This window comes from Micromonospora sp. 4G55, from assembly GCF_016803375.1.
Genome location: NZ_JAEVHN010000171.1, coordinates 1 through 11,044 on the forward strand (window position 1 = coordinate 1; position 11,044 = coordinate 11,044).

10 protein-coding genes and 3 pseudogenes are annotated in these 11,044 nt (G+C 73.6%); 4 read left to right on the forward strand and 9 right to left on the reverse strand.

What is annotated here, in order from left to right; genetic code table 11:
* Nucleotides 1-17 precede the first annotated feature (17 nt).
* From JNW89_RS16105 to JNW89_RS16115, 3 genes and pseudogenes are all read left to right on the forward strand, one after another.
* Nucleotides 18-566 (forward strand): annotated as a pseudogene (locus tag JNW89_RS16105) (S8 family serine peptidase); the annotation flags it as partial.
* Between the two features lie 46 nt (nucleotides 567-612).
* Nucleotides 613-1,533: pseudogene (locus JNW89_RS16110) on the forward strand (GNAT family N-acetyltransferase).
* Between the two features lie 150 nt (nucleotides 1,534-1,683).
* Nucleotides 1,684-1,926 (forward strand): hypothetical protein, encoded by a 243-nt coding sequence (locus JNW89_RS16115; RefSeq protein WP_238449538.1) that lies wholly within the window; start codon nucleotides 1,684-1,686, stop codon nucleotides 1,924-1,926.
* A gap of 62 nt (nucleotides 1,927-1,988) precedes the next feature.
* Here the strand turns inward: JNW89_RS16115 and groL are convergent, their stop codons facing one another.
* The 4 genes from groL to JNW89_RS16135 form a co-directional block, all read right to left on the reverse strand.
* Nucleotides 1,989-3,611: a chaperonin GroEL gene (groL, locus tag JNW89_RS16120; protein WP_238449539.1), complete on the reverse strand. Its 1,623-nt coding sequence runs from the start codon at nucleotides 3,609-3,611 to the stop codon at nucleotides 1,989-1,991.
* A 276-nt stretch (nucleotides 3,612-3,887) separates the two neighbouring features.
* The gene (locus tag JNW89_RS16125) at nucleotides 3,888-4,277 is read right to left on the reverse strand and encodes a hypothetical protein (protein WP_238449540.1); all 390 of its coding nucleotides are present in this window, start codon (nucleotides 4,275-4,277) and stop codon (nucleotides 3,888-3,890) included.
* Nucleotides 4,274-4,930 carry a hypothetical protein gene (locus JNW89_RS16130; RefSeq protein ID WP_238449541.1) on the reverse strand — a complete coding sequence of 219 codons (657 nt, stop codon included), beginning with the start codon at nucleotides 4,928-4,930 and terminating at the stop codon, nucleotides 4,274-4,276. The genes JNW89_RS16125 and JNW89_RS16130 overlap by 4 nt, the downstream gene beginning before the upstream one ends.
* Before the next feature lie 100 nt (nucleotides 4,931-5,030).
* The gene (locus tag JNW89_RS16135) at nucleotides 5,031-5,234 is read right to left on the reverse strand and encodes a cold-shock protein (RefSeq protein WP_088960044.1); all 204 of its coding nucleotides are present in this window, start codon (nucleotides 5,232-5,234) and stop codon (nucleotides 5,031-5,033) included.
* Nucleotides 5,235-5,455: 221 nt separating this feature from the next.
* On the opposite strand from JNW89_RS16135, the gene JNW89_RS16140 reads away from it, so the two are divergent.
* Entirely contained in the window at nucleotides 5,456-5,986 is a 531-nt protein-coding gene (locus JNW89_RS16140) for a GNAT family N-acetyltransferase (RefSeq protein ID WP_238449542.1), read from the forward strand.
* 177 nt (nucleotides 5,987-6,163) lie between these two features.
* Here JNW89_RS16140 and paaN read toward each other — a convergent pair whose 3' ends face one another.
* From paaN to JNW89_RS16165, 5 genes and pseudogenes are all read right to left on the reverse strand, one after another.
* Nucleotides 6,164-7,837, reverse strand: coding sequence for a phenylacetic acid degradation protein PaaN (paaN, locus tag JNW89_RS16145; RefSeq protein WP_238449543.1), 1,674 nt, complete (start codon nucleotides 7,835-7,837; stop codon nucleotides 6,164-6,166).
* Nucleotides 7,838-7,868: 31 nt separating this feature from the next.
* Entirely contained in the window at nucleotides 7,869-8,795 is a 927-nt protein-coding gene (locus JNW89_RS16150) for a GNAT family N-acetyltransferase (protein ID WP_309139992.1), read from the reverse strand.
* Nucleotides 8,796-8,800: 5 nt separating this feature from the next.
* A pseudogene (locus JNW89_RS16155) lies at nucleotides 8,801-9,295 on the reverse strand (DUF692 family multinuclear iron-containing protein); the annotation flags it as partial.
* Nucleotides 9,292-10,179 carry a TIGR04222 domain-containing membrane protein gene (locus tag JNW89_RS16160; RefSeq protein ID WP_375155105.1) on the reverse strand — a complete coding sequence of 296 codons (888 nt, stop codon included), beginning with the start codon at nucleotides 10,177-10,179 and terminating at the stop codon, nucleotides 9,292-9,294. The pseudogene JNW89_RS16155 and the gene JNW89_RS16160, both read right to left, overlap by 4 nt.
* A 125-nt stretch (nucleotides 10,180-10,304) precedes the next feature.
* The gene (locus JNW89_RS16165; RefSeq protein WP_154936047.1) at nucleotides 10,305-10,877 is read right to left on the reverse strand and encodes a TetR/AcrR family transcriptional regulator; all 573 of its coding nucleotides are present in this window, start codon (nucleotides 10,875-10,877) and stop codon (nucleotides 10,305-10,307) included.
* Nucleotides 10,878-11,044 lie beyond the last annotated feature (167 nt).

Sequence of the window (11,044 nt, forward strand, 5' to 3'; positions counted from 1 at the left end):
GCCGGACTGGCTGACCGAACTCCTGGGGCTGCCCGCCGATCGAGGGCTGCGACCCGCGGGCGCTCCGGCCGGCCGCCGACGCGCTGGCCGCCGCCGGCATCCTGGTGGTCGCGGCGGCCGGTAACACCGGGCCGTACTGCGGTTCGATCGCCGACCCGCCCGCGCCGTACCCGGACGTGTTGACCGTCGGCGCGGTGGACCGGAACCGCCGGGTGACCCTCTTCTCGAGTCGCGGACCGGCCCCGGGCGGGGCGGCCAAGCCGGACGTGCTCGCCCCGGGCGCGGGCGTGCTCTCCGCGATGCCGGGCGGCGGCTACGCCACCCTGGACGGCACCTCGATGGCCACGCCGCAGGTGGCGGGCGTGGTGGCGCTGATGTGGTCGGCGAACCCGGCGCTCGTCGGCGACCTGGAGCGCACCCGCCGGATCCTGCGGGAGACGGCGAAGCCGGCGCAGCCGAGCTACCGCTCCCGCGCGCCGCAGGACGCCTGCGGCGGGGACGCGAACATCACCGGCGCGGGCCTCGTCGACGCGTACGCGGCGGTGCGGGCGGCCCGGGCCGGCTGAACGGGTCTTGCGCCCACCCGTGGTGGTTGATCTAGGGTCGGCCACCATGGAGTTCACCCTCGCCGACCTGCCCGCCGACCGGGTCCCCGCCGTCGTCGCGTTCTGCGGACGCGCGCTCGACCTGCCCGAGGACGCCGCCGAGGCGGAGTCCATCGTCACCGCCCTCTGGCCCCGGGCCGCGGCGGACCGGACGGTGCTGGCGCTCGGGGCGTACGCGGGGGACGAACTCATCGGGGTGCTGATCGGATCGGTCTCGGCGGCGGAGGAGCGCCTCGGGCACGTGGACCTGCTGGCCGTTGCGCCGCAGCGACGGCGCCGGGGCGTCGGCCGGGCGCTGGTGGCCGAGGCGGAACGGCGGATCGCCGGCCTCGGCGCGGCCGAGCTGCTGCTGGCCGGGAACCCGCCGTACTACGCCTGGCCGGGCATCGACGTGCGGTACACCCCGGCGGTCTGCCTGGCGCTGGCGCTGGGCTACCGGCAGGACCGTACGGCGTGGAACATGACCGCCGACCTGTCGTACGACGGGTCGCCGGCGCTGCGCACGACGGAGCCGGCGGAGACGAGGCTGGCCGGCCAGGGCGTGACGGTACGCCGGGCGGAGCCCGCGGACCTGCCGGCGCTGGCCGCATTCGCCCGGTCCACCTTCGGCGGCGCCTGGGACGGCGAGGCTGGCCGGCTCGGTCGGCCGCGCCGACGCGGGCTGCCACCTGGCGGAGCGGGACGGCGAGCTCCTCGGCTTCGCGGCCTGGGGACGTCGCGGCCGAGCTGGTTCGGGCCGATGGGCACCGCGCCGGCGGCGGAGGGCTCGGGCATCGGCGGGGTGCTGCTGCGCCGGTGCCTGCGCGACCAGCACGAGGCCGGGATCAGCGCGGCGCAGATCGGCTGGGTGGGCCCGGTGCCGTTCTACTCCGGCAGCGCGGGCGCCCGGATCGAGCGCGTCTTCTTCCTGTACCGCCGCACGCTCTGACGGCCCTGCCGGCCCGCCGGGCGCGCTGCGCGGCCCGGCGAAAGACCGCGAGGTATCGATAAACGGGCGAATGGGATATAGACCCTGATAATGCCATTCGCCCGCATGGGTGATGGCCGCCCCCTACCGTTTCGGTAGAGGAGGCGACCCATGACCACGGACGACGAACAGACCGACGAGCCGTTGCCCCGTACCTGGGTACCGGTCGGCGACCCGCCCATCGCGGTGCCGTTCGACCGGCGGGACTACGGCGACGCGGAGCAACTCGCCGAGATGACCGGCGTCGACGAGCCGGAGGCCGAGGACCTGGTGACCGTGGTGGACGAACCGGTCGCCATCCGACCGCCGTACGACCGGGCGCAGAAGCGGCGTAACCAGCGCAGCCTGCCCTGAGGAGACGGAAAGGGGCGGACCGCTCGCGCGGCCCGCCCCTTTCGGCGTTGGTGGAGCTGGACTCAGAAGTCCATGTCCCCGCCACCCGGGCCAGCCGGGGCGGCCGGGGTCTTCTCCGGCTTGTCCGCCACGACGGCCTCGGTGGTGAGGAAGAGCGCCGCGATCGACGCGGCGTTCTGCAGCGCCGACCGGGTCACCTTGGCCGGGTCGATGATGCCCGCGGCCAGCAGGTCGACGTACTCGCCGTTGGCGGCGTTGAGGCCGTGGCCCGGCTCCAGGTTGCGGACGTGCTCGACGACCACGCCACCCTCGAGACCGGCGTTGACGGCGATCTGCCGCAGCGGGGCGTCCAGCGCGATCTTGACGATCTGCGCGCCGGTCGCCTCGTCGCCGGTCAGGTCCAGCTTGTCGAAGGCGGTCTTGCCGGCCTGCACCAGCGCGACGCCACCACCCGGGACGATGCCCTCCTCGACGGCGGCCTTCGCGTTGCGAACGGCGTCCTCGATGCGGTGCTTGCGCTCCTTGAGCTCGACCTCGGTGGCCGCGCCGACCTTGATGACCGCAACGCCGCCGGCCAGCTTGGCCAGCCGCTCCTGCAGCTTCTCCCGGTCGTAGTCGGAGTCGCTCTTGTCGATCTCGGCCCGGATCTGGTTGACCCGGCCCTGGATCTGCTCGGCGTCACCGGCACCGTCGACGATGGTGGTCTCGTCCTTGGTCACCACGACCTTGCGGGCGCGGCCCAGCATGTCGAGGCTGGCGGCGTCGAGCTTGAGGCCGACCTCCTCGCTGATGACCTGGCCACCGGCGAGGATGGCGATGTCGGTCAGCATGGCCTTGCGGCGGTCACCGAAGCCCGGCGCCTTGACGGCGACCGACTTGAAGGTGCCCCGGACCTTGTTGACCACCAGGGTGGCCAGGGCCTCGCCCTCCAGGTCCTCGGCGATGATCAGCAGCGGCTTGCCCGACTGCATGACCTTCTCCAGGATCGGGAGCAGGTCCTTCACCGACGAGATCTTGCTGTTGGCGATCAGGATGTACGGGTCGTCGAAGACGGCCTCCATACGCTCCGGGTCGGTCATGAAGTACGCGGAGATGTACCCCTTGTCGAAGCGCATGCCCTCGGTGAGCTCAAGCTCCAGGCCGAAGGTGTTGCTCTCCTCGACGGTGATGACGCCTTCCTTGCCGACCTTGTCCATCGCCTCGGCGATGATCTCGCCGACGGTGTTGTCACCGGCGGAGATGGAGGCGGTGGAGGCGATCTGCTCCTTGGTCTCGACGTCCTTGGCGAGCTTGAGCAGCTCCTCCGAGACGCTGGCCACGGCGGCCTCGATGCCCCGCTTCAGGGCGATCGGGTTGGCGCCGGCGGCCACGTTGCGCAGGCCCTCGCGGACCAGGGCCTGGGCCAGGACGGTCGCCGTCGTCGTGCCGTCACCGGCGACGTCGTCGGTCTTCTTGGCGACCTCCTTGACCAGCTCGGCGCCGATCTTCTCGTAGGGGTCCTCGAGCTCGATCTCCTTGGCGATGCTCACACCATCGTTGGTGATGGTGGGGGCACCCCACTTCTTCTCGAGCACGACGTTGCGGCCCTTGGGGCCGAGCGTCACCTTCACGGCGTCGGCGAGCTGGTTCATGCCCCGCTCGAGGCCGCGGCGCGCCTCTTCGTCGAACGCGATCATCTTGGCCATACGGCGTTGTCCTCCTGGACACTCACGGGCCACCCGAGTGTTTGTGCCCCGGATGGGCCGCCTGGTGTACGCACCTTGGGACGTCGCCACCTGGCGACGACGACGTCCTTCGGCCGGGCCGGATAGCCCGCGACGACCGGCCATGTGCCGCACCGGCGTCTTGGAACGCCGCTGCGACCGTGGCCCTACCGCCCCGACCATTGGCACTCACCATACGCGAGTGCCAATGACTTGTTTAGCACTCTCCCCTGCCGAGTGCAAGCAGACTCGGGCCGATCAGCCGAGTTCCGCCGCCAGTCGCGCGGCGTTCACCGGCCCCTCGTGGACCCGCTGCTCGGCGTACGTCACGATCAGCCCGACCAGCTGGACCAGGTAGACCGGGACGACCAGCACGGCGGTCACCGCCACCACCACGACGGCGCCCACCGCGGTGCCCGGCGCGGCGAACGGGTCGGTGCCCAGCGGCGCCGTGCCGACGGCCTCCAGCACCGCGCCGACCACGGTCCCGGCGACGACCGCCGCCGCCACCAGCGCGACCCGGGCCGCCACCATGCCGAGGCGGCTGCGGAAGAGGTGGAACGAGCGCCCGATCGGGTTCTGCCGCTCGAAGAGGTAGACCGGGCCGGCCAGGGCGAGCGCGAAGGCGAGGTAGACGCCGGGTATCACGCAGAAGCAGAAACCGACCGTGACGAGCAGACCGACCAGCAGGGTCCAGCCGTACAGCCCCGGCGCCCGGCGCAGGCCGTAGCGCAGCGCATCGCCGAGGTCGCGGGCTCGCCGGCCGCCTGCCGGGTGACCACCCAGGTACCGGCCGCCCAGCCCACGCTCTGGACCAGGTAGAGGAGCAGGGCGGCGACCAGCGTCGCGCCGCCGAAGGTGAGGAAGTCACCCAGGTAGCCCGGGGGCAGCGAGCCGTCGGCCGGCACCTGCGCGGACGGCTCCAGCCCGAGGGAGATGATCGAGAGCACCGCGGCGGGGAGCGCCTGGGTGAGCAGCATGATCGGCACCAGCGTTCGCCAGCCCCGACGCAGCGCGCCGGCGCACCGGGTGAACCAGCCGTCGACGCCGGCGTGCGGCGGGTTCACCAACGGGTCGGCCGGGTCCCAGCCGCCGGCGGCCGGCCAGCCGTACGGGAGGTGGCCGGCGTACGGCGGGTAACCCGGCGGGTAACCGGCGTACGGGTCGGCACCGGGCGGGTAGCCGCCGGTGGGCGGGAAGACCCAACCCTGGTACGGGCCGGCGGGCCCGACCGGGCCGCCCGGCGCGGGCGGGTCCACGGGATCGGGTCCGGGCGGACCCGACGGGGACTGGTCGGACATGAGCACTCCTCAGCGACGGCTGGATCGGCCCACGATCTTCCCTGGCGCCCGCTCGCGCCGCTGCCCCTGGGGGCGGCCGACGAGCGGAACCGGACGCGACTCAGGCGATGACGCGCACCCGCTCGGCCTGCGGACCCTTCTGGCCCTGGGCGATGTCGAACTCCACCCGCTGCCCGTCGTCCAGCGCCTTGTAGCCGTCCATCTCGATGGCGGAGAAGTGGACGAAGACGTCCTGGCCGCCGTCGACGGCGATGAAGCCGTAGCCCTTCTCGGCGTTGAACCACTTCACGGTGCCCTGTGCCACGGTGCACTTCCTCACTCTGCGCGGCGTTCCACGACCCCGGGGCCGGCGGACCGGCACCGGAGGACCACCGCTCCGGCGATCGGTGAGGGCCGCTGAATCGGTGACCGAAATCGCACGCTACACGAGGCGTGACGGCGGCGCACGACCACAAATCGGGCATATTCCGGTGCTCCGCCGACCGCCCGTCCATTGGCGGTGGTCGCTGCGGTATGCATGCGGACATGACACCTGCCCCGGCCCGGCCGGAAGCCCGCAGAGCCACGGTCCGCCGGGTACGCCCCGAGGACACCGCCCGGATGCGGGCGCTGCGGCTGGAGATGCTCGCGGACGCGCCGCTGGCGTTCCTGGAGACCGTCGCCCAGGCCGCCGCCCGCCCGCACGCCGACTACGCGGCCCGGATCGCGTCCGTCTCCCGGGGTGACCACACCGCGCAGTTCGTCGCCGACCCCGGTGGCCGGCTGGTCGGCCACGCCGGGGGCACCGCCTCGCCCGACGAGCCGGGTCTGACCGTCGTCTACGCCGTCTACGTGACCCCCACCTGGCGGGGCAGCGGCCTGCTCGCCGACCTGATCGACGGGGTGGCCGCCTGGTCCCGCGCCGCCGGCCGCCCGGAACTGCTGCTGGAGGTGGTGGTCGGCAACGACCGCGCCTACCGCGCCTACCAGCGGCTGGGCTTCACCGACACCGGCGTACGCGTGCCGCACCCCACCGTCCCCGCCATGCGCGAACTCCAGATGCGCCGCCCCGCCTGACCCACCCCGCCGACCGAGCACCGAACGCAGGGCAGCACCCCGATGACCCCACCCCCGACCCGGCGGCGACGCCCGCAGCGCACCCCGCACGGGTTTCCGGGGCAGGCCGCCTCGCGGAAGGATCAAGCCTGACCGCCTGGAGCGAGGTGGTCTGCCCCGGAAACCCCGACAGCAGGATCAGACGTGCCGACGGCTCTGCACGATCCGGAACCGATTCGCCACGTAGGCACCATCAGTGAGCGCAGCATTCGCCGCCGGATTCGCCCCACTGCCGTGGAAGTCCGAGAACGCGGCCGACTGGTTCACGAAGACCCCGCCGGTCAGGTTGCAGGACAGGTGCACGCCGACGTCGACCGCGGCGGCCTCGGTCGCGTCGAGCACGGCCTCGTCGGTGGAGTAGACGGCGGCGGTCAGCGCGCCCTTCTCCCCCACCGTCGCGCGCATGACCTCCAGGCTGTGCGCGGTGGAGTCGGTGGCGATGACGAAGGAGATCGGCCCGAACCACTCGCGGCCGTACGTCGCGGTGTCGTCGGCGGCCAGCTTGACGATGGTCGGCGTCCGCACCACCGCGCCGGGCAGCGCCGGGTGCTCGACGGTACGCGACTCCAGCACCGGCTCGCCGACCTTGGTCACCTCGTCGAGCCGCTCCAGCACCCCGTCGTTGACGATGGCGCCGGTCAGCTCGACCCCGCGCGCCGGGTCGGCGGTGAGCTTGCCGACCGCGCCGGCGATGCCGGCGGCCACCTCGTCGAAGCTCTTGTGCCCCTGGTCGGTCTCGATGCCGCCGGCCGGGATGAGGATGTTCTGCGAGGTGGTGCACATCTGGCCGCTGTACAGGGTCAGCGTGAAGCCGAGGTTGCGGCACATCCCGGCGAAGTCGTCGGTGGAGTCGATGACCACCGTGTTCAGGCCGGCCTTCTCGGTGTAGACGGCCGCCTGCCGGGCGTTCGCCTCCAGCCAGTCGCCGTACTCGGTGGAGCCGGTGAAGTCGACGATCTTCACGGCGGGGTGCAGCGCCAGGGTGGAGGCGAGCTTCTCGCCCGGCCCCTCGGCGGCGAGCAGCACCAGGTTGGGGTCGAAGCCGGCCTCGGCCAGCACCTCGCGGGCGTACTTCACGGTGATGGCCAGCGGCAGCACCGCGCGCGGGTGCGGCTTGACGACCACCGGGTTGCCGGTGACCAGCGAGGCGAAGAGCCCCGGGTACGAGTTCCAGGTGGGGAAGGTGTTGCAGCCGATCACCAGCGCCACGCCGCGGGGCACCACGTGGAACGTCTTGGTCATCCGCAGCGGGTCACCCTTGCCGGCCGCCTTCTCCCAGCCGGCCGTCCCCGGATGCCGGGTCATCTCGGCGTACGCGTAGGCGAGCGCCTCCAGCGCGCGGTCCAGCGCGTGCGCGCCGCCGGCCTGGAAGGCCATCACGAACGCCTGGCCGCTGGTGAACTGCACCGCGTTGGCGAGCTCGAAGATGTGCTTGTGCAGCCGGTCGAGGATCTCCAGGCAGACGCCCACCCGGGCCTGCGGGCCGGCGTCGCGCCAGGCCGGCAGCGCGGCCGAGGCGGCGGCGACCAGCTCGTCGGCGCCGGCGTGCGGGTAGCGCACGTTCAGCTCCAGCCCGAACGGGCTGGTCTCGGTGGCGACCCGGTCGCCCGAGCCGGGCTGGTCGAGGGGGAAGTCGGCGTTCAGGTACGCCTCGAAGGCGGCCTTGCCGTCGGCGGCGGCGGTCTCGCCGTACACGCGGGGGCTGGGTGACTCGGGATAGGCGGACCAGTATCCCCGCTCCGTGATGGCGGTCAGCGCACGGTTCAGGGTGTCGGCGTGCCTGTCGTACAGGGGGTGCGGGGTCTCCGTCATGCCCGCCATCATGCAACAGGTTGGTCCCAGATCAGTAGAGCAGTGTCACAAGTGGGATCGTCACCCGCCGCTCGGTCCAGCCGCCCGCTGGTTCCCCGGCGGTCAGAGCGCCAGCTGCCACTCCGTCGAGGCGTCGACCGGCCGGAAGCCGAGCTGCTCGTTGATCCGGATCATGTGCTCGTTCTCCGCCGCGTTGAAGGTGTCGATCGCGCGCAGCGCCGGCTCGTACGCCAGGGCGTGCCCCAGATTCTCGATCTTGGTGAGCAGGCCGAGCCGGTGACCGCGGTGGGCCGGGTCCGCGATGGTGATCTGCTGCCACGCGTGCCAGTCCGCGCTGGCGCCGAGGCTGAGCATGCTCCAGGCGACCAACCGACCGGAGCGCTCGTCGACCGCCGCGACGTGGTAGCGGCGGCTGCCCCGGAGGTCGAGCGCCCGCTCGGTGCTCCGGATCCGGTCCGCGTCGACCCGCTCCTGCTCCCACTCCAGGTCGCCCAGGGGCGCGTCGGTCATCAGCCGGCCCTCCAGGTAGGCGACGTCGTCGACGTACTCCTCGGGGGTGGTCTGCTGCCAGCGGACGTGCGGTAACCGGCGGCCGCGCTCCGGGCGCCGGCCAGCAGGGTGTCCAACGCGGCCCGGTCGAGCGTGGTGGTGTCCAGCCGGCGGCGTACCGCCGCCAGCGCGGGGCGGGCGCCGACCGCTGCGGCGAAGGCCGCCCCGGCGGGTCGCGCGCCGGGCCGCCGGGCAGGGCCGAGACGACCTCGCCCATGACCCGCTTGCGCCCCGCGTCGCGCAGCAGCCGCACCCCGTGCTGGTGCAGCGCCCGGCCGACGCTCCGCCGCCGGTACGCCGGATGCACCACCAGCTCGGCGACGGCGTTGTCGGTGTTGTCCAGTTGCGGCAGTTCGAGGCGGAGCCAGCCGGCCGGCACCCCGTCGAGCCGGGCCAGCGCCCAGTGCACGGCCAGGCCCCGGTGGCGTCCAGGATCTCGGTGAGGAAGTCCGCCTCGTCCAGCTCGTCGTCGGGCCAGTCGAAGAGCGCGGCGATCGGCTCCAGGGCGATCGGCACCGGCAGCTGCTCCTGCGCCCGCCGGACGTTGGCCACCACCGCGGCCACCGCCTCCCGGCTACGCGGCAGCGGCAGCAGGTGGCCGGCTTCCAGGCCGCCGGCCCGGACGAACGCGATGTGCTCGCTGACCAGCGGCGCGTCGAGGAGTTCGGCGACCCGGGCCAGGTGGGCCACCCGGGCCGGGTCACCGGTTCCGCGCCGCCGAGGGAGAGCCGCACCCCGTGCGGTACGACGGTGACGTCGCGCCCGCGCAGCTCGGCGAGCCCCGGCGGGAGCGGCCGGTCGACGGGACCGACTCGGCCACCACCTCGACGAAGCGCAGCCCGGGCAGCTCGGCGACGAATCCGGCGATCTCCGGCCGCCAGCCGATGCCCACCCCGCTCGGACGGTCATCCGCCGCACCCACCGCCGCCACCGCAGCCGCCACCGCCGCCGCAGGAGCTGCCGCCGCCACCGCAGGAACTGCCACCGCCGCAGGAGCTGCCGCCGGTGCCACCGCTGCTGTTCAGCGCCTGCCGCTGGATCTCGGCCTGCTCGGCGAAGCCCGGGTCCAGGGCCCAGAGCGAGGCGGTGCCGAACAGCGCGACCCCCCATGGCCGCCCCCGGCCGCGCCGTAGGTGGCGTAGGCGGGTGCGGACGCGGGGGGAGAGGTGGACGTTGCTGCGGCGCAGCTCGCGCAGCGCGGCGTCGGCCGCCCGGGTCCGCCACGGCACCCGGGAGAGCAGCACCAGCGGGACGATCAGGGCGAGGACGGCGAGCAGCAGGAAGCCGACCGGTCGGTCGTTGGCGAGCCCGGCGGCGATCCGGGCCGCGCCGAGCGCCATCAGGGCGAGCACCAGCCACGCGCCGCGCCGCGCCGCGGTGCGCTGCTCGGGCTGCAGCGCCAGGCCCTGCCGCTGCAGGCCCTCGCGCAGCTCGGTGAGGGCGCGGGACACCCGCTGTTCGCGGGCCAGCTCCCGGGTGTGCAGGTGGTTCCGGGCGGCGTGGAGAACCGCCTGGTCCAGCGGGGTGAGGCCGCTGGGCAGGGGGCCGCCGATGGTGAGGCGCCGGTCGGGACGCACCCCGACCGCACCGCAGCCGCGCAGGCCGCCCAGCGCCGTCCAGATCGCGAGCTGGTCGCCGCCGTTGAGGTACGCGACCTGCTGCGGCCCGAGCTGGCCGTCCCGGCCGCCGGCTGCCCGGCGAGGATCCGGGACCGGTACACGATCGAGCCGACGACGGCCACCAGGGCCGCCAGCAGATAGAACCGGAGGAACGTCGGGCCGGGAATGCCCCAGGTGTCGGCCGCCAGCATCATGGCTCTGCTCCTGTCACGCGAGGGGATCGCGGCCTCATTGTGGAGCAGGGCCGCCACGCGCCGACCGTCGTGCGGGCCGAGTTACCAAGCCGATACGTCCGGCGGTCAGCGCCGGCGCACGGCCTCCTCGACCAGGTCCAGCACCGGGCCCAGGTCGCCGGCCGGCCGGCCCATCGCCAGGTGCAGCACCAGGCCGTCGTACGCCAGCTCCAGGAACTGGGCCAGCACGTCGATCGGCACGTCCTCGCGCAGCACCCCGGCCTCCCGCTGCCGGACCAGCCGGTCCCGGGTGGCCTCGGCGATGGCGGCCGAGCGCTCGGCCCAGCGGCGGGCGAACGCCGGGTCGGTGCGCAGCCGGCGGGAGACCTCCAGCTGGCTGCCCAGCCAGCCGGTGGTGTCGGGGGAGATCGCCCGGGCCAGCAGGTCCCGCATGACCTGGACGAGGCCGTTGCGGGCCACGGTCTCCACCATGGCCGCCGCGTCGTCCTCGGCCACGGCGAGGAAGAGCGAGTCCTTGTCGCGGAAGTGGTGGAAGATGGCACCCCGGGACAGCCCGGTGGCCTCCTCCAGCCGGCGCACGGTGGCTCCCTCGTAGCCGTGCCGGGCGAAACAGGCCCGCGCCGCGGCGAGGATCTCCTGTCGGCGCGCGTCGAGCTGGTCCTGACTTACTCTGGGCACGGGTCGATCGTCCCAGCTGACCCTGCGTTACGCAAACCGTACGTACGGCTTGGGATCTTGTGTGGTGGGACGGGCCGGCCGCGGCGATCCGGTTAGGATCGGCGGGTGACGACGCCCCCGGTCGCCTCCGCCCCCCTTCCGTCCGCCCCGCTGACCGTCGCCGCCGT

Excerpts from the sequence above, each read along its gene's own strand:
- JNW89_RS16115 (WP_238449538.1), top strand. The coding sequence starts at position 1,684 with ATGACCACGGACGACGAACAGACCGACGAGCCGTTGCCCCGTACCTGG.
- groL (WP_238449539.1), bottom strand. The coding sequence starts at position 3,611 with ATGGCCAAGATGATCGCGTTCGACGAAGAGGCGCGCCGCGGCCTCGAG.
- JNW89_RS16130 (WP_238449541.1), bottom strand. The coding sequence starts at position 4,930 with ATGTCCGACCAGTCCCCGTCGGGTCCGCCCGGACCCGATCCCGTGGAC.
- JNW89_RS16140 (WP_238449542.1), top strand. The coding sequence starts at position 5,456 with ATGACACCTGCCCCGGCCCGGCCGGAAGCCCGCAGAGCCACGGTCCGC.
- paaN (WP_238449543.1), bottom strand. The coding sequence starts at position 7,837 with ATGACGGAGACCCCGCACCCCCTGTACGACAGGCACGCCGACACCCTG.